Here is a 22,692-nt window from a genome sequence, read left to right on the forward strand (position 1 = left end):
TGTACGAAGTCGGAAGCGGACAAGGGGAGATGGGCATGCCGATAGGCAGGGTCGCCGTGGTCGGCGGAAGTATCACGGGCTGCGCGTTCGCGCTGGCGGCGGCGCGCGGCGGAGCCGAGGTCACCGTGTACGAGCGAACCACCGGCGAACTCGCCGATCGAGGTGTGGGCATCGCGCTGCACGTGGACCGCTACGTGGAACTGGAGGCCGCCGGCTATGTCGACGACACCACCCCGTGGCGGGACGTGGTCGGGCGCAAATGGCTGGTCGACGACGGCGGTTCCACGCGGGGCCGCTTGTTGTGGGACCAGTCGGCCGGGTTCCGGGTCTACAACTGGGGCCAGTTGTGGCAGGGGTTGCGCCGCCGGGTGCCGGCCGAGGTGGACTATCGCGGCGGTACGCCGGTCACCCTCGGCGCGGACGGCGACGTGGTCCTGCCGGACGGCACCAGGGAGCGCTACGACGTGGTGGTCGGCGCCGACGGATACGGCTCCGCCGTACGGACCGCGCTCTTCCCCGCCGCGGTACCGCAGTACGCGGGATACGCGATGTGGCGCGGGAGCGTTCCGTGGGAGCACGAGCCGATCGACCACCTGATCTCGATCTGCATCCCGAACGGCCAAGGCGTCATGTACCGCATCCCGAGCAGCGCGGGCGACCGCATGTCGTGGGGCCTGTACAGCGCGGTCGGCGGCACGGCCGACCCCCGGCCGGGGCTGCTCGCGCTGGTCCGCAAGTACTTCCCGCCGTTCTGGGCGGACCTGGTGACCGCCACCCCGGAGAGCGAGACGTTGATCCAGCCGATCAACGACCTGGTGGTGGACGCGTACACGAGCGGTCGCACGCTGGTCGCGGGCGACGCGGCGGCGATCGCGCGTCCGCATGTGGCGAGCGGTGCGGTCAAGGGCATCCAGGACGCGGTGGCGTTCGAGAGCGCGTGCCTGGCGGTGGGGCCGGACGGGTCGTGGGACGACGTGCTGGCGCGCTATCAGGCGGACCGCTATCCGGCGGGCGCGGACCTGGTCCGGGTCGCCCGGGCGATGGGCTACGCGATGGTCGAGGACACGCCGGACTGGACCACGATGACGCCGGAGCGCATGGTCGACTGGTGGGCCGCTCAGCACGCGGACGACGGTTTCGGTGGACACGCGTTGGGGGCGTCGATCGGCACTCGGTGACGGTGGCAGTGCGTCGGCGGGGCGTCGGCGGGGCGATCCCGGCGTGATGCGTGCGTCATGTCCGCGGTCGGGCACGCCCGCCGACATTGCCCGGGGTCGGGCGATGTCGGGGGGCGAGGGACGCCGGAGTGCCGCGTACCCGCTCGGGTCAGGAACCGTCCTCGAGGTTCCAGCCGATCACGCGTTCGGGGTGGATTCGCAGCACCTCGTTGCTGAAGAAGTCGGCTGCGAACGGCGGTTCGTGGTCGCGGAGCAGTTCGGCCCGGCCCCGGATCTCGACGCCGCGGCCCCAGCCCGGCCGGTACGCCCCCGGCTCGTCCGGCGTCATGTCGTCCACGACGAACGCCACCGCCGGATTGCGCTCGGCATTGCGCCATTTCTGGCTCGTGCCGAGCTTGGGTCCGCCGATGTCGACGGTCCCGTCCTCGTTCAGCCGAAACCCGACGGGCCGCACCTGCGGCACGCCGTTCGGCCCGACAGTGGCCAATCGGCCCAGGCCCTGTCCGATCAGGTACGCACGTTCGATCTCGGTGTAGGTCGCCATGTCCGCCGCGCTCCGTCCGTGTGGGCCGGGGCTCCCGAGGCCCCGGACGCTCTTCGGAGCGTAGAACTTCAAGTCGACTTGATGTCAAGGGGCGGTGGCCCGGGCGGCTGGGCGGGCCGGCGGATGGATGGGTGGGGCGGTTCGATTGCCGGGCGGTTCGCTCACTCGGGGTCGAGCGAGCCCTCCCACAGGAGCCGTTCGGGTCCGCGCGGGTCCGCGACGACCTCGTTCACCGGCTCGTTGTCTCGACGGAAGGTCATGACCGGGCGTTGCGTGGTGTCGTACGCGGGCCAGTCCGTCGGTGCGCCGGTCAGGATGAACTCCACCCAGCGCCGGTGCATTTCGTCGGCGAGATCGCGGGGAGGACTGACGACGAGTTCGTCCACGCCGGGGGCGTCGAGGGATTGCCAGATGAAGGGGATCTCCGCGATGTGGCATGCCCCGAGGGGCCGGGAGTCCTCGCGCGTCTTGGGCGTACGCCAGCCGAACTCGTATACGTGGGTGGTGGCGGAGGAGACATTCGCCCGGGCCTCGGCGATCCGGTAGGCGGGAATCCGGAAGAGTCGGTCGGTCATCACCGCGGCGAAGACCTCCGGGGGATCTTCGCGTGGGTAGGACTTCGTGAAGCCGGCTTTGTAGTGGTCGTACATGTCGGCGCTGTCGGGCACGCCGTAGTCCGTGAGCCGTTGTTGCCAGGCCTCCGGCGACACGTCCGACGGGGCGGGCAGGACGAAGTGGCGGTTCTCCTCGACGTTGGTGCCGATCAGCAGCGGTACTTCCCTGCCCGCGCCGCGGGCGATGGCGTCGATGGGGCGTTCGTGCAACAGCGCACCGTCGATCACGGGCACGAGGGACATGCCGCAGGTCTGGATGGTGGTGTGGCCGTACTTCGCCGGATCCGCGGTCGCGACGATGTCGTCGTGTACCCGGGTCTGCGCGGCGACGATCGCGGCGGGTGCCACGGCGGACAAGCCGGCGAAGGAGGCTTCCATGCGCAGGTCCGCCGCAATGGCCCCGACGACGAGGGCGGCGTCCTCGGGGGTCTGGGCCACGTGCGCGCTGCCGCTTTGCACGATGGCCCGGTGGAACAGATCGCGGCGGCCGGTCGAGAGCAGGGCCAGGATGCACATGGCGCCCGCCGACTCGCCGGCCACCGTGATGTCGTCCGGGTCGCCACCGAAGTTCGCGATGTTGTCGCGCACCCACTGGAGGGCGAAGATCTGGTCGAGCAGCCCGCGGTTGGCCGGGGCGGGCGCGTCCGCGATGTAGCCGAACCCCTCCACGCCGAGTCTGTAGTTGATGGATACGCACACGATGCCGTGCCGGGCGAATACCGCGCCGTCGTAGGCGGTTCCGGCCGAGGAGCCGCGTACGAAGGCGCCGCCGTGGATCCAGACGAGCACGGGTCGGCGGACGGTCGGGGCGTGGGCCTGAGTCCAGACGTTGAGGTTGAGCCAGTCCTCTCCCGGCACCGGCTCCTTGCCGCTGAGCAGTTCGTCGAGCCGAGCGCCGACCGTCCTGGGGGCCGTCGGGCCGAACGCGTGGGCAGGCAGCGGAAGGGTCCAGGATTCCGGGGCGACCGGCGCGGCGAACCGGTTGACCCCGGTGGGAGCCGCGGCGTACGGGATGCCCAGGAAGCGGGCCGTGCCGTCGCCGTCGACCAGCCCGGAGACCGGTCCATAGGTGGTCGCCACTTCGAAGATGTCGTCGTCCGGCACGCGTCGTCTCCTTGGGTATCGGTTCCTGTACGCAGAGGCAGCGTCTCACCGAATGCGCGCGCACCGTCACGGAATGGGAAACTCCATGATGGTCCCGGCTCGGTCGGATTGCGATCTTTTGCGATTGATGACGTGTGGCGTGCCCGAATCGCTACCGTGTGTGCGGATGAACTCCCCGCACCGTGATCCTCACACGCGCGAACGCCGTGGCCGGTGCGCGGGGACGGACCAACCGGAGAAGCCATGCCCGCACGACCCCTCGGCGCCAACTCCAAACTGGTGACCGCACGACGCACCCTCGGCCTGCACTCCCAGGCCGGCTTCGCCGACGCCTTCGAGGAACACGCCCTCGTGATGGGCATGCGGCCGGCGGTGAGCGTGCGCCAGATCCGGCGGTGGGAGAGCGCGGATCCGCCGTATCCGACGCCGGACTATCGGCGGGTGTTGGAGGACTTGTTCGGGAGGCCGCTGGCGGCACTGGGGTTCGTGGCACCGGATGAGCCGAACGGCGATCACATGGACGCGGGTTGGCGCGACATTCTGAGTGACGTTCCCGAGCGACTGCATCGGCTCATTCGGTTGGAGAGCACGACGCTGAGTCTGCGTAGCTACCAGACTGCTTTCATTCCAGGCCAGTTGCAGACACCAGATTACGCGCTTGCCGCCATTCTCATGCACGATCCGACTCTCTCCATGACTGCCGCTTACGAAAGGCAGCGCCTGCGGATGGATCGAGTACAGCGCCTGCTCGCGGCCCAGGTTCCCGCCTGGTTCATCGTTGCCGAACCCGCCTTGTACCAGCCCAATGGCAGCCCGCAGGTTCTCGCCGACCAACTTGGACACCTCGTCAAGGTCACCTCGGAGCATCCACAGGTTCGGCTGCAGGTGCTCCCTACAGGGGCACCTTTCGCGGTATCCGCCCCCTGCCTGATCCTCGAACCCAAGCGGGGTCGGTATGTTGCGTCCCGCCAGCGCCCCATCAGCGCTTTCACGCCGTCGATCTGCGCCTGGGACGCGTGCTTGATGTTGGTGTCGATGGCGTCGTTCAAGCCGCCCGTGAAGGTCTCGAACGACGCCATGTCGAAGGAGCCGCGCCGCGCCGACTCGTCGATGAACTCGATCGCGGCGTCGAGGATGCGTGCGCAGGACGCTTCGAGTTCGCGCGCCATGAGCGCGTTGCCGAGCTGCCGTCGGGCCGTGGTCAGGGTGGCGCCGAAGTCCTGAAGTGGGCTGATCCATTCCTTCGTTCCCGGGCCCTTGAACGCCACCATGTCCACGTCGTGCTGGTCGAGGCGGTCGGAGCTGGGGAGTTCCGGGATGCGGCGGCTCAGATACGGCGCGATGATCGAGTAGATGCCCAGGGGCACGTGGGCGACCGACTTGGCCGGCTCGAAGACGTCGGAGACAGGGTGCATGGTGCCGGACCCGGATCGCCCGCCGCCGCGGACGCGGTCCGGGCGCCGCCGAGGTACGGGCCGGCGCCGACCGCGGTGGCGATGCCGAGGAATCGTCTGCGTGTGCTCCTGCTCCGCCCCCACAAGCCGTTCGGAACGATCCCACCCGACCCCGAAGTTCCCATGCCGACTCAACGGCGTCGCGATCACCCAGGACACGGCCCGGTTTCCGGCAAGACGCAGACGGTCTGCCATTCCACCGCGTGCTGGGCCACTCGTGGGGTGAAGCCCGACGCGGCGCACGGGCCGACGATCCGGTCGTACAGTCCCGGGCCACCTGGCGTGGCGGGAGTACGAAGGGCGATCCCGTCAACTGCGCGACCCGCACGGCTCGTTGGAACGTGAGCGGGTGCGCCGCGAGCGGCACGGCCACGAAGGGCTCGGTGAGTAAGGTCCCGAAGCCGAGCCGTGGTTCGTGGTCATCGGATTGTCGATCGCCAGGTGATGGATGCCGGCGTCGAGGGCGAAACCGGCTGTCGCGGCGATGTACGCGGCTGCGATGGCCTCGTGGGAGTCGTGCCGGACGCGGGTGCGGGTGGGAAAGCGGCCGGAGGTCGAGCTTGCCGCGGCCGGCTCGTACGGGGTGATGCGGTACACGAAAGGCGCCATGTCAGCGCCCGGCGCGGCTCGAAGTTGCCCCGAGGGCCGGTCGCGGATGGACGGGGAAAATACTCACGGCGCAGCGTTGCGGCGTGATCCACACGGGAGCAGGCCGCCCGGAGTACTGGGCCGTATGGGGACGGCATGTCCCCGATCGGGTGGTAACAACCGGGAAGTCTGGCGAGTTCGGGACTCGGGTCAGCAGCATGGCGACGTCGCGGCAGATTGCCGTCGCCGTTTCGATCGTGGAGAAACCCCATGCGTATGCGTACCTTGGCGCTCGGCGCCGCCCTGTCGCTGACCGCGCTGTTGCTGCCGGCGACGAGTGCCAGTGCGGCACCGGCCGCGCCGCCGTCCTGCAACGACGGCTCGGTGTGCTTCTGGACCGGCGAGGGCTTCCGCGGCAACACGTGGGAGTGGACCGCGCGCAGCGGCTACCGCGATATGCCGCCGGCCTTCCACGACCACGTCGGTTCGGCCGTCGCGAGCACCAGGGCCTGTTTCATCAACTGGAGCCCGCTGGAGAAGCGCGACGTGTTCAACGGTGACTGGCGCTCGAAGTACCTCGGCGACTTCGGTGGTCGGATCGACGGTGTCGGGCCGGGCGCCTGCTGAGATCTTTTCCGGCGGCAACGGCCGGTGCTCCGAGGGGGCACCGGCCGTTGCGTGGGTGACTTCACTCCGGGTCGCGCTCGCGGTCGCGGTCTGGGCTTCGGCCTCAGTCGCGGACCGGCACTGTTACCGTGGACGGGTCGTTCGCCGGTGACGAGAAGGCGAGGCCGGCGGCGAAGGGGTTGTGCTCCAGGTAGAGCGGGTCGACGGTGTCCACCACGACCGCGAGGCGGTGGCCCGCCGGGACGTCGTAGGCCGTCGCGAACATGTCGATGTCGATCGGGAAGGCCACACCCGGCGTCTTGCCGTGGAAGCTCAGCGGTGAGTGGGTCACCAACTTGCCGACGCCCAGCGGGCCGACGTCGTACAGATAGGCGAAGATCGTTCCGCTTTCGTGCGACGCGGTGACCGTGGTGTGCAGCTTGGTCGTACCGCGCACCTTCGTCTGCGTGTTGTAGCGGTCGCTCTGCCACACGCCCGCGAACGCCCTGGGCAGCAGCGGGATCGAGGCGACCGGCGGGATCTGGAGGAACTGGTCGAGGATGCTGGACAGGAAGATCGTGCCCCCGTTCGCCCCGGAGTCGATGTTCGCCAGGACGCGCTGGGTCCCGGTGAGCGCGATGGTGCGGGTCGAGGACGGTACGGCCGCCCAGCTCGGGTAGCCCTCGTAACCGCCGTCACCCGTACGGGACTTGAGCTGGACGGGCTGCTCGCGGTCGATGCCGTTGTCGACGCCCTTGAGGTGGTGGTCGAACCAGCGGGTCGAGTCGGCCCACATGTCGTTGGGAAGTCCGAACAGGCCGCCCGCCTCGGCGGTGGCGTGGTCGCCCGGACGGAATTCCAGTCGCTTGGGGCCGGTCAACTTCCCATAGAAGTCGGCGTATTGGTTCGGCGGGAAGAGCGAGTCGCCCCACGCGTTGCCGAGCATGATCGCGGCGCCGTTGGCGTTGATCCGGTCGAGGTAGGTCGCGGGGGAGCGCTTGGCGCCCCACGCGATCATCTCCGCCTCCTTGGCCAGGTTGCCGGAGAGGAAGTTCTTCAGGATCTCGGTGAGTTCGGCGCTGGGTCGGCCGGTGAGGAAGCCGGCGCCGCCCAACAGTGCGGCGGCCTGGGCGTGTTCGGTGCGGCCGCTGTAGATGGAGTCGATCAGGTCGGCCCAGCCGCTCATCGCGACCACGGCCTTGATCCTGGGATCGAACGCGGACGCGAGCAGGCTGATCCCGGCGCCGTAGGAGACGCCGGCCATGCCGATCCGGGTCGGATCGGCGGGCGTGTTGGCCAGCGCCCAGTCGATCACCTTGGACGCGTCGGCGATGTCCTTCGGGCCGGCCGTCTCGATCTCGCCGCCGGACTGCCAGAAGCCGCGCGAGTTGTAGCCGACTACGACATAGCCCTTGTCCGCGAGCTTTTGCGCGGGGACGACGTACTCGATCTGGGGCATCGCCCAACTGGTGGGCAGCACCACGATCGGGTAGCGGGCGCCGGGGGCGCCGCCGGTCGGGGTGGTCACGTTGGCGGCGAGCTTGGTACCGCCGTCGCCGGGGATGTCGACGAAGCGCAGGGACGTCCCGGCGGCGGTCTGCACGGCGGCCGCCGGGGTGCGGGTGACGGTGGTGCCCGCCGAGGCGGCCGGACCGAGGGTGCTCCCGGCGAGGATCGCGGCCGAGACGACGGCGACCGCACGAGCGCGTGGGCGCACACCAGCGCGTGGGCGCATGCGGAATTGACCCATGAGGGTCTCCTGACGTCATGGTCGGGGCGTGGCCCGACCAGCGGGAATGCGTGGCGAAGCGACGCCCAGGGACGGCGTCGGAGGGTGACTCACGAGTAAGTTACGCGCCGGTAAACCAAGACGGAAGAGCCACGGGGCGCTCCGCTTCGGCAACCGGAAGGTTCGCTCGCGCGTGCGGGCGACGGGGCGCCCGAGCGGTGGGGCGAGGGTGGGGACGGGGACGTCGGTGGACCGACGGAGTGGCGCGCTGGTGGACCGACGGAGCGGCGGAGTGGCGGGTCGGTCGGCCGGTGAGCCGGTGGGCCGGTGCGCCCCGGACGGTGGGGCGGGTGAGGTGGGGCGGCGGGACTGGGTTGGGGGGGTGGAGTGGTGGCGTTGGGCGGTGGGATTCGGCCGGGGTCGTGATGGCGTGTTCGTTGGCGCGTGTTTGTGTCCCGGTACCGTGGATTCGGTGTGCGGGGGCCAGCGGGGGGTGGGCGTGGAGGATGTCGACGCGGAGACGCGGCGGGCGCGGGAGCGGGGTGAGCGCGGTCGGGCGCGGTGTGCCGAGGCGTTGGCGGCCGAGGCGGGGGAGGGTGGCCCGGACGCCGCGCGGGAGTTGTTCGCCGAGGCGATCGAGTTGCTGACCGAGGCGCTCGGCGTGCTCGACGGAGCCGACAGCCGGTGGCCGGAATTCGCCTACGCGGCGGGCATCGCGTACGCCGCGAGCGCGGCACCCGCCGGCGACAGTCGAGCCTGGGACCAGGCGCGGATCTGCTTCCGGCGCGCGGATCGTGCCGCGCCGGCGGACGCCCACCTGCTCCGGGCCGCCGCGCAGGTGGCCTCGGCCCGGATCGGGCTCGACCCGCGCGGCACCCCGTGGCATACGCTCCTCGACCCGCCGTCGGCCGCCGAGATCGCCGCCGCGCTGACCCGGCTCGGCAACGACGCGCTGGTGCAACTCGTCCCCGGAGCCGCGGTGATCACCGGCACCGAGGGCGCGACGCGGGTGCTCGACCTGCCCGAACTCGAATACGGCCTGGACCTGGGCAGGGGCGATCGGGAGAACTGGGCGGACCTGCTCGACGCGCTGTGCGCATGGGCCTGGGGCGCGGTGATGGAACCGGTCCTGGCCGCGCTGCCCGACTCGTTCGGCCACGCCCCGTCCCTGGTGCTGCTGCCCGCCGGACCGTTCGGCATGGTGCCCTGGCACGCGGCCTGGACGGTCGTGGACGGCCGCCGCCGGCACGCGCTGCAGAACACGCGGATCTCGTACATCGGCGCGCCGAGGTTGTTGTGCGACGTCGCCGCGCGGTCGGCGGGTGAGCTCGACAGGCCGCACCGGGGCGAGGTCGGCCGCGCCGCCGGCGATCCGATCGCCTTTGTGCCGGCGGGTGGTCACGACGAGAACCGGCGACGGGCCGCCGAGTACCTGACGGCCGGCAGCCACACGGTGGTGTCCACGCTGTGGCCGGTGGACGAGACGGTCACGGCGCTGGTGCTGTACATGGCCCGCCACTACCTCGACCGCCGCGACCTGGCGCCGGCCCAGGCCGTACGCACCGCCCAGTTGTGGCTGCGCGACCCCAAACGCGGCATCCCGGCCGCGATGCCGCCCGAACTGGCCGCCAGGGCCCGTGCGATCGCGCCGGACGACCTGACCGGCTGGGCGGGCTTCACCCACTCGGGCTGGTGAGCGCGCGGGTGCGTGTTCGCCCGGTACGGGGAGGCGGCGGGCGTGTGTTCACCCCCTCGGGGTGGCGGCGTGCACCACTCCGGATGGCGCCGGGCCGCAGGCCGGTGTTCACCTACTCGGGAAGGCCGGCGCGAGCATGTGCCCGCCCCTCGGGAAGGCGGGCGCAAGCATGTGCTCACCCCCTCGGGGTGGCCTGCCCGGGCCCGTGCTCGCCCACGTGAGGCGGCCCGCTCGCGTTTGTGTGTTGGGTCACCCCGCCTTCCCAAGGGGTCCGTGGGGCGCGTACTGTTCGCCACGCCATCGCGGGAGCTCGGACCAACCGGGCTGAGAGGGCGGCATGGGGTGTCGGCACAGCGCCGGCGCACCCGGGGCCACCGACCGCTTGAACCTGTCCGGGTAATGCCGGCGTAGGGAGAGCAGGTAGAGCCATGTCGGCTCCGGTCATAGACGACGCACGCCCCGAGGCACCGCACGGTGGCGCCGAGGCACCACTGATCCTGGACACCGCGCCGCCCCGTACCCTCGGGTTCCGCGACCAGGCGGCGTTCTGGGCCAACCTCGGAGTGAGCCTGCTCGGCTTCTCCGGCGCCCTGTTCGTGCTCGCCCCCGCAGGCTATCCGCAACTGTCGATGGTGGCCGCGATCGTCGCCGCCGTCGGCGGCACGCTGATCGGCACACTCATGGTCGCGGTCGCCGGCATCCCCGGCGCCCGCAGCGGCGCGCCCGCGATGACCGTGTTGCGTGGCCTGTTCGGCACGAAGATCTCCTACGTGCCGACGGTGTTCAACATCGTCCAGTGCATCGGCTGGGGCACCTTCGAGCTGCTGGTGATCTCGATGGGCATCGAGGCGATGACCGACGGCGACGGGCCGCACTGGCTGTACATCGTCGCCGCCGGCGCGGTCACCACGGCGATGACGCTGCGCCCGCTGGGCATGCTGCGGATCCTGCGCCGCTACGTGACGATCGCGGTGGGCATCGCGATGCTCTACTTCTCCGTGCAGTTGTGGCGCGAGGGCCTGCCGCCGATGACCGAGGGTTCGTGGTCCGGGTTCTTCCCGGCGATGGACGCGGCGCTCGCGGTCGCGGTCTCCTGGGTCCCGCTCGCGTCCGACTACACCCGCCACTCGCGCGGCACCAAGCCCGCGTTCTGGGCGGCGTTCAGCGGATTCTCGATCACCAGCATCTGGTGCTACCTGCTCGGCCTGGTCGCGCTCGCCCAGGTCGGCGGCGACGCGGACAAGATCTTCGACTCGTTCCTGGGCGTCACCGCCGGGTGGGTGTTCTTCGCCGTGCTGGTCGTGCGCGAGGTGGACCAGAGCTTCGCCAACGTCTACAGCACCGCGATGTCGATCCAGAACCTCGCGCCGCGCGTGGACCGCCGGGTGTTGTGCCTGGGCGTGGGTGCGCTGGTCACCGCGTTCGCGCTGATGGTGAACGACTTCGACACCTACGCGAGCTTCCTGTCGCTGATCGGCTCGATCTTCATCCCGCTGCTCGGTGTGCTCGCGGTGGACCTGTTCGCCGGACGCGGTCGGGCCGGCTGGGACCTGGGCGACCGCGCGCCGGCCCGCTGGGTGATGGTCGTGCCGTGGGTGCTGGGCTTTTGCATGTACCAGCTGATCAACCCGGGTTCGGTCGAGTGGTGGGCGAAGTTCTGGGGCCGGCTCCAGGACGCGCTGCACATCCACGCGCAGACGTGGACCTCGGCCTCACTGTTCTCGTTCGCGCTCGCGGGCGTGACCGCGTACCTCGCGGTCGCGTGGGACCGGCGGCGGGCGGTCGCGGCGCGTTGAGGTGGACCGGCCGCGTCGGTCGGGTGCCTCCTCCCGACGCGGCCGCGATCCACCAGCCGGCGGGACCCCGGTGCCCGGGAGCGGAGCGCCGGCGTCCAGATCCGAGTCGAGCCGAGCCGACGGAGCCCACCCGACCCGCGTCCGCCCCGACCGAGCCGGGCCCGCCCGCACCGACCACGCCCTAGCTGCCCAGGGCCTTGGCCAACTGCGCCTTGTTCATCGACGAGCGACCCTTGATGTTGCGGCGCTTGGCGTCCGCGTAGAGCTGGTCGTACGTGGGCGCCTGCGAACCCTTGTGCGAGTTCTTGCCGCCGCGCTTCGCCGAGGACATGTCGTGCAGCGACGAGCGACTCGCGGTCTTGGCCTCGCCGGAGCGGGCACGCTCCTTGTTGACCGTGCGGGCGGCGATCTCCTCGGCCCGCTTCTCGCCGGTGCCGCGCCGCTTGGCGCTCTCCTTGATGTGCTCGTACTGACGTTCGCGCTTGGGGCTGGATCCGCGTGGCATGGTCGTCCACCTCACTTGTATCGCCGGCCACTCGATGCCATGTCGGCCTTTTCGGCGGCCTCCTTCATCGGCTCATCTCGGCTACCCGCACTCGCGTCGATCACCCGCGCCGGCCGACCGCAGTTGATCTTCGAGCCGGTCGAAGCCGCGGACTCGCCGCCATGGACGACGACACGAACGACGAGGTGCGGGACGTACTGGTGGGCATCGGCGCGTTCGCGCGGCGGGTCGGGCTGAGCCCGAGCGCGTTGTGCTACTACGACGACTGCCTCGTGCCGCGGCCCGCGTCGGTGGATCCGGGTACGGGTGCGCCCGGGTCGAATCGAGGGCGGGCCGGGACAGGCGCTGGTCCGGGTGGGTGACCTGATCGCACTCGGCCCCGACCCGCCGGTCCTGATCCGCTCCGCCGACGGGGGCGGCTTCGGCACATTGGTGATGCCCGTGGCCCTCCCGAAAGCCGGGAACCCGAGGGAGGGGACGGTCTCGTTCGGTGCCCGCGAGCGGGCCGAGGCATCGATCGGCCGGCGCGGCGTCAGGCGCCCTTGTGGCGACGCCGGCCGCTGCTTTCCAGGTAGCGGGCGAGGCCGGAGAGGAGCATGCACATGCCGATGTAGATCGGGGCGATGACGATGACGACCGGGATGAAGGGGAGGCTGTAGTCGAGGTTGGTGGCGATCTGCTTGCCGGCGTAGAGGAATTCCTCGTAGGAGATCAGGTAGCCCAGCGAGGTGTCCTTGAGCGTGACCACCAACTGGCTGATGATCGTGGGCAACATGGTGCGGACCGCCTGGGGGATCAGGATGTGCACCATCACCGAGGTCTTGCGCATGCCCAGCGCGTAGGCCGCCTCGCTCTGTCCCTTGGGGACCGCGTTGACGCCGCCGCGGAAGACCTCGGCCAGGACCGAGCCGTTGTACAGGGTCAGGCCGGCGATCAGAGCCAACCGGGGCTCGACCTTCATCGCGATGAAGATGAAGAAGATCATCACCAGCACGGGCATGGCCCGGAAGAACTCCACCACCAGACCCGCGCCCCAGCGGACCACCCGGTGATCGGAGAGCCGACCGGCCGCGAAGAAGGCGCCGAACGCCAGCGAGAGCACCGCCGCCCACGCGAAGACCTCGAGCGTGTTCCTCAGGCCGCGCAGCAACAGCTTCTGCACGCCCACGTATTCGAAGGGCGCCCACTTGTCGTGCGCGAACTGTCCGGTGTCGATCAGCTTGTAGATCACCCAAGCCAGCACGCAGGCCAACAGTGCGGTGACGATCCAGCCGTAAGTACGGTGCCGAGCCAGGGCTTTCGGGCCGGGGACGTCGTACAGCGCCGAGGTCTCGGTGCTCATCGGGCCACCTCCAGGCGCTTCTCCAGGAAGCGGAACAGGGCGCTGATGGACAGCGTGATGATCAGGTAGCCCACCGCGATCCACAGGAACGTGACGACGATGTCGTAGCCGAGTTCGTTGAGGGTGCGGTACGTGCCGAGCAGTTCGGTGACGCTGAACGAACCGGCGATCGCGGTGTTCTTGGCGAGCGCGATCAGCGTGCTGCCCACCGGCGGGATCACCGCGCGCACCGCCTGTGGCAGCACGATCAGTTGGAGCGTCTGGCCGAAGTTCATGCCCAGACTGCGGGCCGCCTCGCCCTGGCCGACCGGCACGGTGTTGATGCCGGCGCGGACCGCCTCGCAGATGAACGCCGAGGTGTAGCAGCCCAGGGCGAGCACCGCGAGCGTGAAGAAGGGGAGTACCACGCCGAATCGCGGCAGGCCCAGCACGACCGCGAAGAACAGCAGGGTGAGCGGGGTGTTGCGGAGCACGGTCACCCACGCGCCGCCGAGAATCCGCAGCGGACGGACCGGGGAGACCCGGCAGGCGGCCATCAGGACGCCGAGCACGAGCGCGATCGCCGAGGCGGCCAGGGTCAGTTCGACCGTACCCACGAAGCCCTTGCGGAACAGGGCGAAGTTGTCGAGCAGCACATTCATCGTCGTCGACGCCCTCCGCTAGTACCGGTCCACCGGCGGCGGCTGGGGAGCCGGTACGCCGGAGAGGCCGAGGGTCGAGTCGTAGGCGCGCTTCCAGTCGCCGTTCGCCTCGTGCGCGACGATCGCGTCGTCGATCGCGAGGCGGAAGTTCCGGTCCCCGCGCGGTACACCGATCCCGTACGGCTCCTGGGAGAACGGCTCGCCGGCGAGCCGGAGTTGGTCGGGAACCTTGGCGGCATAGCCCTTGAGGATGGTGTCGTCGGTGGTGACCGCGTCGACCTGAAGGCTGATCAGGTTGTCCACGCAGACCGAATAGCTGTCGTAGGCGACGGCGGTGGCCTTGGGATAGTTGGCCACCAGACGCTGGTACGGCGTGGAGCCGGAGACCGAACAGACCTTCTTGCCGGCCAGGTCCTGCGGCCCGTTGATGTCCTTGTCGTCCTTGCGGACCAGGAGCGCCTGGCCGGCCATGTAGTACGGCCCGGCGAAGCCGACCAGCTTCTTGCGGTTGTCGTTGATCGTGTATGTCCCGACGTAGTAGTCGACTTCGCCGTTCTGCAAGGACGTCTCGCGGTTGGCGGAGGTGATCGTCTTGAACTCGACCCGGTCCGCCGGGAAGCCCAGTGACGCGGCCACCATCTTGGCGATCTCGACGTCGAAGCCCGAGTAGTAGCCGCTCGCCGGGTCCTGCGCGGCGACGTAGGGCTGGTCGGCCTTGGTGCCGACGATCAACCGGCCGCGCGACTTGGCCGAGCGGAAGGTGGGCGAGTCGATGTCGACGTCGGTGGCGACCTGGTAGGAGGGCAGGTCCTTGGGCTTGGGGCCCTTGGGCGGAGGCGTACCGGACTTGCCGCAGGCGGCGAGGAGGAGCACGGCGAGGAGGAGGGCGAGCAGGGTGGCTGCCCGGGGGGTGTTTCGGGCGGTCGCGCCGGCGCGGGCGTGAGTGCGGGTGTCGGCGCCGGCGAGGGGGTCGTGTGGGTCGGTGCGGGCGTGGGTGCGCATCTGCGATCCCCCGTCAGTGCTTGAGGATCTTGGACAGGAAGTCCTTGGCCCGGTCGGTCTCCGGGTGGTCGAAGAAGTCCTCGGGCCTGCGTGATTCCATGATCCGACCGTCCGCCATGAACACCACACGATTGGCCGCCGAGCGGGCGAAGCCCATTTCGTGGGTGACCACGACCATGGTCATGCCCTCGACCGCGAGCGTCCGCATGACCTCCAGGACCTCGTTGATCATCTCCGGGTCGAGCGCGGACGTCGGCTCGTCGAACAGCATCACCTTGGGATCCATCGCCAGTGACCGGGCGATGGCGACCCGCTGCTGCTGACCGCCGGAGAGTTGCGCCGGGTACTTGGGCGCCTGGTCGGAGAGGCCGACCCGGTCCAGGAGTTCGCGCGCCTTCTTCTCCGCCTCGGCCTTGCTGCGCTTGCGCACCTTGATCTGGGCGAGGGTCAGGTTCTCCAGCACCGACTTGTGCGCGAAGAGGTTGAACGACTGGAACACCATGCCGACATCGGAGCGCAGCCGGGCCAGTCCGCGACCCTCGGCGGGCAGGGGCCGGCCGTCGATGGTGATGCTGCCGGAGTCGATCGTCTCCAACCGATTGATCGTGCGGCACAACGTCGACTTGCCGGAGCCGGAGGGGCCGATCAGGACGACGACCTCGTTGCGCGCCACGGTCAGGTCGATGTCGCGCAGGACGTGCAGCGACCCGAAGTGCTTGTTCACACCGGAGAGGACGACGAGCGGGTCTTCCGAGGTCACAGGTATCCGACTCGCCTTCGACACGGGGGCGGGGGCCGTGCGCGAGCGCACGTGCCCGGTGCATCCACCTCGGCGGGTGGGTTCAGTCGCATCACCCCGGCCAACCCCTCTAACGGCCGATAGAGTCCCCTCGCGTGGGTGACGCGCGGGTGACACGTGCGTGGTCGGCGGCGGGACCGATGCCCGAGGGGGCCGGTCGCACGGACGTGTGGTCGTGTGGCCGCGCGCACGGGAGTGGTCGCGCACGAGAGTGGCTGCGGGGAAGAGTGTCGTCGTGGGGACGAGAGTGGTCGCGCGGTCGCGCCGGCGGGTGTCGGGTTCGGATGGAGCGGGTCGAGTCGAGGGAGCCGTCGATGGCGAAGGTCAACATCAGCCTGGACGCGAACGTCGTGATCGAGGTCATGGTCCTGTCCGGCGTGCGCAACGCGCAGGACGCGATCGAGGCGATCGTGCTCGACTACATCGCGCGCGGGCACCGTACCGAGGCGCTGACCGGCAACGTCGAGGAGCACCGGCGCACGGTCGAGGAGCGCGAGCGGCGCAACCCGGTCACCGACTAGTCGGTTCGGGCCGGCCGGTACGCACATGGCCAGGCCCGGTGTTCGCCGAGTCGTGATGCCCGGCCGGTGCGCTTGTGCGGATCCGCCGCGCGCGGACGGAAGGCTCTGCGCGAGAATGATCCCGACCCTTGTGGCGCGGAGCCGCAGGTCGGGGTCGAGGTCCGGGTCGGCGGGGGACGAGGTGCGTACGCATGCGGTTGTGGCTGAGTTATTTCGCGTTCATGTCCTCGATAGGCCTGACCAATCGCACCACGGACATCTGGCGCAGCGCGCGGGTGGCCGACGAGATCGTGCTCACGTTCCGTTCGTTGCCGCTCGGTGATTCGACTCGGCGTGGGCTCGTCCGCGCGATGGCGCTGGTGGCGATCCAGATGTGGTGCGTGTCCGTCGTGATCGCGGTGTCGCCGTGGTTCGCGGCGGAGGGGGAGAGCCCGGCCGCGTTCTGGGGCTATCTGTCGATGGTCGCGATCCTGGTGCTGCTGGCCGTCGCGGTGGTCGAGGCGACGGTGATCCTGTTCAATCGGCCGCGCAACGTGGTCGCGCCGCATATGCGGGCGGAGCGCGGGTTGTTGCGCTGAGGGTGCGGCGGGGCGGGGCGGACGGGGCGGGACGCGGCGGGACGCGGGGGCTTGCGCCGAGCGTCCTGCGGGTGGACCCGCAGATCGGGCCTGCGCCACGGCTGCCTCGGCGCGTGGCCCGGACCGGCGCGCGGGTGTGGACGCGGGTGTGTGCGCCGGCGGGGTTACGGGTGCGGGCTGCGGATGCGGTCGGGCCTACGGCAGCAGCGCGCAGCCGCCGTAGCCGAGTACGTGTTCGCGCAGCAGGTCGCTCGTGGCCGGGTCGCGGCGGCGGAAGGCGGCGACGATCGGTTCGTGGTCGGCGGCGTTCTCGTGCAGGTCCATCCGGTAGACCCGAATCGACAGCGTGGTCCAGACCTCGATGCCCAGCGCCTCCCAGACCGAGCGCAGCAGCGCGTTGCCGGACGCGGCGACGATCTCGCGATGGAAGGCCACCCCGTGCCGGATCTGGGCGCTCGCGTCGCCCGCCGCCGAGGCCGCGTGCAGCGCGGTGACGTGCCGGTCGAGCGCGTCGAGCCGCTCGTCGTCGATCCGGGGCAACGCGAGCCGCGCCGCGGTCTCCTCCAGGCCGGCCCGGACCGGATAGATCTCGCGTAGGTCGCTCTCGCTGAACGAGCGCACGCGTACGCCCTTGTTGGGCTCCGACTCGACCAGGCCCAGTTGTTCCAACTCGCGCAGCGCCTCGCGTACGGGTGCCTGGCTGACGCCCAGTTCCACCGCCACGCGACGCTCGACGATGCGCTCGCCGGGCGCCCAGCGGCCGGCGACCACGGCCTCGGTGACGTACTGGCGGATCTGCTCGCGGAGCGGGCGGCGTTCCAGGGTCGGGCGAGGCGGCTCGGTCATCGGGTCAGTCTAGGACGCGGGAGGCACTTTTGCGCAATGATCGATCATTGCGCAGAATGAAGGAGCAATGAGGACGCGATGAAGAGGCTTCGCCGCGGGGCTTCACCCGGAAGTCCGCCTCGGAAGTTCCCACCCCGGGGAGTCCGCACCGGACGTTCGGGGTGGGAAGTCCGTACCCGGAGGCTCCCGCCCCGGGAGTCCGCACCCGGCAGCCTCACCGATACGAAGGAGGGCGGCCCGGATGTCACACCACACGTCGAGCCGTACCCCGACCGGGCAGCTCGACCAGCTCCCCGACCGGGACCCCGAGGAAACCGCGGAATGGATCGAGTCGCTCGACGCCGTCGTACGCGCCGCCGGCCCCGCCCGCGCCCGCCTGCTGCTGGCCCGCCTGCTCGAACACGGCGCACACCGCGGCCTGGACCTGCCGCCCCTGACCCGCACGCCGTACGTCAACACCGTGCCCACCGCGGCCGAGCCGAGCTACCCCGGCGACCCGGACCTGGAGGAGCGGATCACCGCGTACAACCGGTGGAACGCGGCGGCGATGGTGACCCGGGCGAGCCGGTACGGGCTGGGCGGGCACATGGCCACGTACGCGTCGGCGGCCTGGCTGTACGAGGTCGGCTTCCAGCACTTCTTCCGGGGGAGGGCCGACGGCGGGTCCGGTGACCAGATCTACTTCCAGGGGCACGCGTCGCCCGGGGTGTACGCACGGGCCTTCCTGGAAGGGCGCCTGACGGTCGATCGGCTCGACCGGTTCCGGCGCGAGGTGGGCGGCGGCGGGCTGCCGTCCTATCCGCATCCGCGCTCCCTGGGCGGCTTCTGGGAGTTCCCGACGGTGTCGATGGGCTTGGGGCCGCTGGCCGCGGTGTACCAGGCGCGGTTCAACCGCTACCTGCACAACCGGGGCCTGGAGGACACCTCGGGCAGCCGGGTGTGGGCCTTTCTCGGCGACGGCGAGATGGACGAACCGGAGGCCACCGCGGCGCTCACCCTCGCCGCGCGCGAGGGGCTGGACAACCTGGTCTTCGTGATCAACTGCAACCTCCAGCGACTGGACGGCCCGGTGCGCGGAAACGGGCGCGTGGTCCAGGAGTTGGAGAGCGTGTTCGCGGGCGCCGGATGGCATGTGGTCAAGGCGCTGTGGGGCCGGGACTGGGACGACCTGTTCGCGCGCGATCACGACGGCGAGCTGATCCGCCGGTTGGAGCACACGCCCGACGGCCAGTTCCAGACCTACTCGGCCGCCGACGGCGGGTACATCCGGGACAGCCTGTTCGGCGGCGACCCGGATCTGCGCGGCGTGGCGGCGCACTTGGACGACGCGCGGCTCGCGGAACTGATCGGGTTCTCCCGCGCGGGCCACGAACCGCGCAAGGTGTACGCGGCCTACCGTGCGGCGATCGAGCACCGGGGCGGGCCCAGTGTGGTGTTGGTGCAGACGGTCAAGGGTTGGACGCTCGGGCCGGGCTTCGAGGCGCGCAACGCCAACCACCAGATGAAGAAGCTGCGCCAGGACGAGTTCCGGGTGATGCGCGACCGGCTCGACCTGCCGGTGGCGGACGCCGACCTCGACGGCGAACTGCCGCCGTACCTGCACCCGGGCCCGGACTCGCGCGAGGCCCGCTACCTGGCCGACCGCCGCCGCGCGCTGGGCGGCCCGGTGCCCGCGCGGCGCGCCGCGTTCACCCCGCTTCCGGAGCCGCCGGCGTTGACCGAGGCGCCGTTCGCCGCGCTGCTCCAGGGGTCCGGCAAACAGGAGATCGCCACCACGATGGCGTTCGTGCGACTGGCCAAGGAATTGATGCGCGATCCGGTCGTGGGCCGGAGCTGGGTGCCGATCGTGCCGGACGAGGCGCGCACGTTCGGGATGGAATCGATGTTCCCGACCGCCGGGATCTACTCGCCGCACGGTCAGACCTACGACGCGGTGGACCGCGAACTGCTGCTGTCCTACCGGGAGGCGGTGGACGGACAGATCCTCAACGAGGGCATCACCGAGGCCGGCGCGGTCGCCTCGTTCACGGCGGCGGCCACCGCGTACGCCACGCACGGGCGGCCGATGATCCCGTTCTACGTCTTCTACTCGATGTTCGGCTGGCAGCGGGTCGCCGATCAACTGTGGGCCCTGGCCGACCAGATGGGCCGGGGCTTTCTGATCGGAGCCACCGCGGGCCGTACCACGATGACCGGCGAGGGGCTGCAACACGCGGACGGCCACTCGCAGTTGATCGCGTCGACGAATCCGGCATGCGTGTCCTACGACCCGGCCTTCGCGTACGAGATCGCGGTCATCGTGCGGGACGGCCTGCGCCGGATGTTGACCGCGACGCCCGGACACCCGAGCGGCGAGGACGTCTTCTACTACCTCACCGTGTACAACGAACCGCTCCCGCAACCGGCGATGCCGAGCCCGGACGCGGCCGAGGGGATCCTGCGGGGCATCCACCGCTGCGCGCCTGTCCGCGACGCGGGGGCCGAGGCGGGTGTTGGCGCGGGTGTCGACGTGGGTGCCGGCGCGGACACCGGTGTCGGCGCCGACGCCGAACTGCTCGCGAGTGGGACGGCGGTGCGGTGGGCGCTGGAGGCGCAACGGTTGCTCGCCGAGGAGTGGGGGGTGTCGGCGCAGGTGTGGTCGGTGACCTCCTGGACCGAGCTGCGCCGCGAGGCACTTGCTGCCGGACCGGACCAAGTCACGTATATAGAAACGGCTTTGGCGGAGGCAACCGGGCCGGTGGTGGCGGTGAGCGACTGGATGCGCGCGGTGCCCGACCAGATCGCGCCGTGGGTCCGGCAGGACTGGACCTCACTCGGCACGGACGGCTTCGGCCTCTCCGACACCCGAGCCGCCACCCGCACCCACTTCGCGGTGGACGCCCCGTCGATCGTGATCCGCACGCTGGGGGCGCTGGCCCGTCAGGGGAAGGTGAAGGCTGGGATGGTGAGGGAGGCGATGGAGCGGTACGGGCGTATGGAGGGGTGACGTGTGGCGGGGGCGCGTTGCGGGGGGCGTCGGCGGGGCGTGGTCGCGGGGCGTGTCGGCGAGGCGCGTCGGGGGGATGCCGTGGGGGTGCGGCGGGTTGGTGCGATGGGCTGGTGCGGCGTGGTTGGTGGGTTGCGCGAATACGCCTAGCGAGTGCTTCGGGCGTGTGCGCAAGACTGTGTCCATGACGATCACATCGGTGACAGTGCGCCGACACGTACCGGACCTGGACGCGGCGATCACGTTCTACGAGCGGCTGACCGGTGAACCGGCAACCCGATTCGCCTTCGCCGGACTCGAGTTGGCGGCCACCGGCCCGTTCCTGGTCTTCACCGGCCCGTCCGAGGCGGCGGCCCGCTTCAGCGGCGTGGCCGCCACCCTCGGCGTCGAGGACCTGGACGCGACGTTCGCCGACCTGATCGCCCACGGCGCCGAACCCATCGCCGAGCCGACGCCCACCCCGAATGGCCGCCGCGCGGTGCTCCGCCACCCGGACGGCGCGGTCTTCGAGTACGTCAGCCGCTGACCCGGGTCGGGGCCGCCACCGCTTTCGGCGGCGGCCCCGACCATCATTCGGCTCAGCTACCGGCGATGAGCTGTGCGGGCCCGAACACGTTGCCGTTGGCGTCGGGGGCTTGGCCGGGGAACGTGTAGACGTTGCCGTTAGCGGCACGGGCCCAGAGGTCGGCCTTCCCGTCGGCGTCGAAGTCGCCGTCGGAGGACACCTGGGGGTAGGCGGCGGTGTCGAATCCGGTGGCGATCAGGGTGGGGGTGCGGCTGTAGGCGCCGAGGTCGGCGGTGCCGTCGGGGTTCTTGGCGGAGGCGTATTGGTAGAGCTTGCCGTCGGTGCGGTCGCGGGCCCACAGGTCGGCGAGGCCGTCGCCGTTGATGTCACCGGGGGAGGAGAACTCCTGGTTGCGACGGTCGCCTTGGTCGAGAAGCGTCGCTTTGGTGAAGGCACCGAGCGAGACGCCTCCTGAGTGCAACCACAGGCGCTGCACTCCGGTGATGTCCTCCTCGACGGTGAACAGGTCGGCGCCACCGGCATCGTCGGTATTGCCGCCGGTCACGATCTGCTTGACCTGCGACCAGTCGTCCTGGAAGGCAACGCAGTGGCCGTCGATCGCGGTGAGATCGACGCAGTCGTATGGACGATTGACCACGTCCTTCTCGCTGGACGCGAAGTACGCACCGCCCGTCGACGCGCCCGAAGTGTTCAGGAACAGGCTCAGCGAACCGCCGGCGTAGGTAAACAGGTCGTCACGTATGGCGGTTGACCGGGCGCGGTGCGCCAGGAGCGTGCCGTTCCAGGTGTGTCCGGGTGCGGGACCGTCGATCTTTCGGGCGATCAGCACACCGCCCGAGGCGGGCGTTGTGGCCGCGCTGTAGCCCTTGAGCGCGCCGGTGGCGTCGACGACGAGCACGTCCACCTTGCCGTCACCTGTGACGTCGCCGAGGACAGGGGCTGGGGGATTCGGGTCGCTCGGCGCGTAGAACGAGTAGGTGATCTGCTGGGAGATGTTGCCCGCGCGGTCCCGGGTTTGCGCGAGCAGTCGGTTGGTGCCCCACAGGCCCACCGTCAGGGGTGGGGTGCGCCAAGTGCCGGACGGCGCATCGTAGATCGCCTGCTGCGCCCCACCTACCGGCATCGTTCCATTGAGGACGTACTCGACGCCCGTGACGTCGGGGCCGGCGGTGCTGGTATCGAAGACGAAGACACCTTGTTGTCCGGCGTATTTGCCGCCGCCGTTCACCGGGAAGTCCTGGCTCGTGACGGTGGGAGCGCCGGGGCGTGTGTTGTCGTAGGTGAAGGTGCAGCCTGGGGTGCGGATCGGGTCGGGCTGGTTCGCGCGCCCCGACTCTACGCTCCATGCGTAGGTCTTGCCGTCGGTGAACGTGTTGCCGGGGACCTGTGCGAGGGCGGTGTGGGTGCCGTGGAACTCGGAGGTCCAACCGCCGTCCCAGGCGGTCGGATTGCCGTTTCCGACTTCGTGGACTTCGAAGTGGGCGCCTACCTGCGGCCCGTTGGGCTCGCCCACCGTCGCGGTCAGGTCGAGCGTGCTGAAGCTACCGATTCCTCGGAGGTAGCCGCAGTTGTCTCCCGATCCGTTGATCGGGGTCGGGTGCATTCGGAGGTTGGTGGGGCCGGTGGCGGTGGCGGTG

At 70.4% G+C, this 22,692-nt stretch carries 20 protein-coding genes; 10 read left to right on the forward strand and 10 right to left on the reverse strand.

Annotation, left to right across the window (positions count from 1 at the left end; all coding sequences use genetic code 11):
* Nucleotides 1-35: 35 nt before the first annotated feature.
* A complete protein-coding gene (locus tag ACWCPW_RS46365) occupies nt 36-1,178 on the forward strand; it encodes an FAD-dependent monooxygenase (protein WP_449767667.1) in 1,143 nt (380 codons plus the stop codon).
* 148 nt (nt 1,179-1,326) lie between these two features.
* Here the strand turns inward: ACWCPW_RS46365 and ACWCPW_RS46370 are convergent, their stop codons facing one another.
* Both ACWCPW_RS46370 and ACWCPW_RS46375 read right to left on the reverse strand, forming a co-directional pair.
* Nucleotides 1,327-1,722, reverse strand: coding sequence for a PPOX class F420-dependent oxidoreductase (locus ACWCPW_RS46370; protein ID WP_449767668.1), 396 nt, complete (start codon nt 1,720-1,722; stop codon nt 1,327-1,329).
* 161 nt (nt 1,723-1,883) lie between these two features.
* Entirely contained in the window at nt 1,884-3,440 is a 1,557-nt protein-coding gene (locus ACWCPW_RS46375; RefSeq protein WP_449767669.1) for a carboxylesterase/lipase family protein, read from the reverse strand.
* 243 nt (nt 3,441-3,683) lie between these two features.
* Between ACWCPW_RS46375 and ACWCPW_RS46380 the strand changes: the two genes are divergently transcribed.
* Together ACWCPW_RS46380 and ACWCPW_RS46385 are read left to right on the forward strand one after the other, a co-directional pair.
* Complete coding sequence (locus ACWCPW_RS46380) at nt 3,684-4,664, forward strand: DUF5753 domain-containing protein (protein WP_449767670.1); 981 nt, start codon at nt 3,684-3,686, stop codon at nt 4,662-4,664.
* 1,088 nt (nt 4,665-5,752) lie between these two features.
* Nucleotides 5,753-6,109 (forward strand): peptidase inhibitor family I36 protein, encoded by a 357-nt coding sequence (locus ACWCPW_RS46385; RefSeq protein ID WP_449767671.1) that lies wholly within the window; start codon nt 5,753-5,755, stop codon nt 6,107-6,109.
* A gap of 103 nt (nt 6,110-6,212) precedes the next feature.
* Here ACWCPW_RS46385 and ACWCPW_RS46390 read toward each other — a convergent pair whose 3' ends face one another.
* Nucleotides 6,213-7,838, reverse strand: a complete 1,626-nt coding sequence (locus tag ACWCPW_RS46390; RefSeq protein WP_449767672.1) for an alpha/beta fold hydrolase — start codon at nt 7,836-7,838, stop codon at nt 6,213-6,215.
* A gap of 478 nt (nt 7,839-8,316) precedes the next feature.
* Between ACWCPW_RS46390 and ACWCPW_RS46395 the strand changes: the two genes are divergently transcribed.
* Both ACWCPW_RS46395 and ACWCPW_RS46400 read left to right on the forward strand, forming a co-directional pair.
* Nucleotides 8,317-9,513, forward strand: a complete 1,197-nt coding sequence (locus tag ACWCPW_RS46395) for a CHAT domain-containing protein (RefSeq protein ID WP_449767673.1) — start codon at nt 8,317-8,319, stop codon at nt 9,511-9,513.
* Nucleotides 9,514-9,941: 428 nt separating this feature from the next.
* Complete coding sequence (locus ACWCPW_RS46400; protein WP_449767674.1) at nt 9,942-11,309, forward strand: purine-cytosine permease family protein; 1,368 nt, start codon at nt 9,942-9,944, stop codon at nt 11,307-11,309.
* Between the two features lie 181 nt (nt 11,310-11,490).
* On the opposite strand, the gene ACWCPW_RS46405 is transcribed toward ACWCPW_RS46400, so the two are convergent.
* On the reverse strand, nt 11,491-11,814 hold the full coding sequence (locus ACWCPW_RS46405) for a plasmid stabilization protein (protein WP_449767675.1): 324 nt from the start codon (nt 11,812-11,814) through the stop codon (nt 11,491-11,493).
* 161 nt (nt 11,815-11,975) lie between these two features.
* On the opposite strand from ACWCPW_RS46405, the gene ACWCPW_RS46410 reads away from it, so the two are divergent.
* Complete coding sequence (locus tag ACWCPW_RS46410) at nt 11,976-12,176, forward strand: hypothetical protein (RefSeq protein WP_449767676.1); 201 nt, start codon at nt 11,976-11,978, stop codon at nt 12,174-12,176.
* A gap of 170 nt (nt 12,177-12,346) precedes the next feature.
* Here ACWCPW_RS46410 and ACWCPW_RS46415 read toward each other — a convergent pair whose 3' ends face one another.
* From ACWCPW_RS46415 to ACWCPW_RS46430, 4 genes are read right to left on the reverse strand one after another with little or no spacing between them, the layout of a single operon-like run.
* Nucleotides 12,347-13,156 carry an amino acid ABC transporter permease gene (locus tag ACWCPW_RS46415; protein WP_449767677.1) on the reverse strand — a complete coding sequence of 270 codons (810 nt, stop codon included), beginning with the start codon at nt 13,154-13,156 and terminating at the stop codon, nt 12,347-12,349.
* Nucleotides 13,153-13,797: an amino acid ABC transporter permease gene (locus tag ACWCPW_RS46420; protein ID WP_449767678.1), complete on the reverse strand. Its 645-nt coding sequence runs from the start codon at nt 13,795-13,797 to the stop codon at nt 13,153-13,155. Before ACWCPW_RS46420 ends, ACWCPW_RS46415 begins: the two co-directional genes overlap by 4 nt.
* An 18-nt stretch (nt 13,798-13,815) precedes the next feature.
* Nucleotides 13,816-14,799 carry a glutamate ABC transporter substrate-binding protein gene (locus tag ACWCPW_RS46425; protein ID WP_449767679.1) on the reverse strand — a complete coding sequence of 328 codons (984 nt, stop codon included), beginning with the start codon at nt 14,797-14,799 and terminating at the stop codon, nt 13,816-13,818.
* A 13-nt stretch (nt 14,800-14,812) separates the two neighbouring features.
* Entirely contained in the window at nt 14,813-15,565 is a 753-nt protein-coding gene (locus tag ACWCPW_RS46430) for an amino acid ABC transporter ATP-binding protein (protein ID WP_395873943.1), read from the reverse strand.
* A gap of 347 nt (nt 15,566-15,912) precedes the next feature.
* Here ACWCPW_RS46430 and ACWCPW_RS46435 point away from each other — a divergent pair, with 347 nt between their 5' ends.
* Both ACWCPW_RS46435 and ACWCPW_RS46440 read left to right on the forward strand, forming a co-directional pair.
* Nucleotides 15,913-16,119: a DUF2191 domain-containing protein gene (locus tag ACWCPW_RS46435; protein WP_395873920.1), complete on the forward strand. Its 207-nt coding sequence runs from the start codon at nt 15,913-15,915 to the stop codon at nt 16,117-16,119.
* A gap of 191 nt (nt 16,120-16,310) precedes the next feature.
* On the forward strand, nt 16,311-16,697 hold the full coding sequence (locus tag ACWCPW_RS46440) for a hypothetical protein (RefSeq protein ID WP_449767680.1): 387 nt from the start codon (nt 16,311-16,313) through the stop codon (nt 16,695-16,697).
* A gap of 195 nt (nt 16,698-16,892) precedes the next feature.
* Here ACWCPW_RS46440 and ACWCPW_RS46445 read toward each other — a convergent pair whose 3' ends face one another.
* On the reverse strand, nt 16,893-17,543 hold the full coding sequence (locus tag ACWCPW_RS46445; RefSeq protein ID WP_449767681.1) for a GntR family transcriptional regulator: 651 nt from the start codon (nt 17,541-17,543) through the stop codon (nt 16,893-16,895).
* Between the two features lie 241 nt (nt 17,544-17,784).
* Between ACWCPW_RS46445 and aceE the strand changes: the two genes are divergently transcribed.
* Both aceE and ACWCPW_RS46455 read left to right on the forward strand, forming a co-directional pair.
* The gene (aceE, locus tag ACWCPW_RS46450; protein WP_449767682.1) at nt 17,785-20,529 is read left to right on the forward strand and encodes a pyruvate dehydrogenase (acetyl-transferring), homodimeric type; all 2,745 of its coding nucleotides are present in this window, start codon (nt 17,785-17,787) and stop codon (nt 20,527-20,529) included.
* Between the two features lie 184 nt (nt 20,530-20,713).
* A complete protein-coding gene (locus ACWCPW_RS46455) occupies nt 20,714-21,055 on the forward strand; it encodes a VOC family protein (RefSeq protein WP_449767683.1) in 342 nt (113 codons plus the stop codon).
* Between the two features lie 52 nt (nt 21,056-21,107).
* On the opposite strand, the gene ACWCPW_RS46460 is transcribed toward ACWCPW_RS46455, so the two are convergent.
* A complete protein-coding gene (locus ACWCPW_RS46460; protein ID WP_449767684.1) occupies nt 21,108-22,568 on the reverse strand; it encodes an FG-GAP repeat domain-containing protein in 1,461 nt (486 codons plus the stop codon).
* Nucleotides 22,569-22,692: the final 124 nt, after the last annotated feature.

It is taken from the genome of Embleya sp. NPDC001921 (assembly GCF_053594475.1).

Excerpts from the sequence above, each read along its gene's own strand:
- ACWCPW_RS46440 (WP_449767680.1), top strand. The coding sequence starts at position 16,311 with ATGCGGTTGTGGCTGAGTTATTTCGCGTTCATGTCCTCGATAGGCCTG.
- aceE (WP_449767682.1), top strand. The coding sequence starts at position 17,785 with ATGTCACACCACACGTCGAGCCGTACCCCGACCGGGCAGCTCGACCAG.
- ACWCPW_RS46455 (WP_449767683.1), top strand. The coding sequence starts at position 20,714 with ATGACGATCACATCGGTGACAGTGCGCCGACACGTACCGGACCTGGAC.
- ACWCPW_RS46400 (WP_449767674.1), top strand. The coding sequence starts at position 9,942 with ATGTCGGCTCCGGTCATAGACGACGCACGCCCCGAGGCACCGCACGGT.
- ACWCPW_RS46370 (WP_449767668.1), bottom strand. The coding sequence starts at position 1,722 with ATGGCGACCTACACCGAGATCGAACGTGCGTACCTGATCGGACAGGGC.
- ACWCPW_RS46410 (WP_449767676.1), top strand. The coding sequence starts at position 11,976 with ATGGACGACGACACGAACGACGAGGTGCGGGACGTACTGGTGGGCATC.
- ACWCPW_RS46420 (WP_449767678.1), bottom strand. The coding sequence starts at position 13,797 with ATGAATGTGCTGCTCGACAACTTCGCCCTGTTCCGCAAGGGCTTCGTG.
- ACWCPW_RS46425 (WP_449767679.1), bottom strand. The coding sequence starts at position 14,799 with ATGCGCACCCACGCCCGCACCGACCCACACGACCCCCTCGCCGGCGCC.
- ACWCPW_RS46365 (WP_449767667.1), top strand. The coding sequence starts at position 36 with ATGCCGATAGGCAGGGTCGCCGTGGTCGGCGGAAGTATCACGGGCTGC.
- ACWCPW_RS46445 (WP_449767681.1), bottom strand. The coding sequence starts at position 17,543 with ATGACCGAGCCGCCTCGCCCGACCCTGGAACGCCGCCCGCTCCGCGAG.
- ACWCPW_RS46405 (WP_449767675.1), bottom strand. The coding sequence starts at position 11,814 with ATGCCACGCGGATCCAGCCCCAAGCGCGAACGTCAGTACGAGCACATC.
- ACWCPW_RS46380 (WP_449767670.1), top strand. The coding sequence starts at position 3,684 with ATGCCCGCACGACCCCTCGGCGCCAACTCCAAACTGGTGACCGCACGA.
- ACWCPW_RS46390 (WP_449767672.1), bottom strand. The coding sequence starts at position 7,838 with ATGGGTCAATTCCGCATGCGCCCACGCGCTGGTGTGCGCCCACGCGCT.
- ACWCPW_RS46385 (WP_449767671.1), top strand. The coding sequence starts at position 5,753 with ATGCGTATGCGTACCTTGGCGCTCGGCGCCGCCCTGTCGCTGACCGCG.
- ACWCPW_RS46415 (WP_449767677.1), bottom strand. The coding sequence starts at position 13,156 with ATGAGCACCGAGACCTCGGCGCTGTACGACGTCCCCGGCCCGAAAGCC.
- ACWCPW_RS46435 (WP_395873920.1), top strand. The coding sequence starts at position 15,913 with ATGGCGAAGGTCAACATCAGCCTGGACGCGAACGTCGTGATCGAGGTC.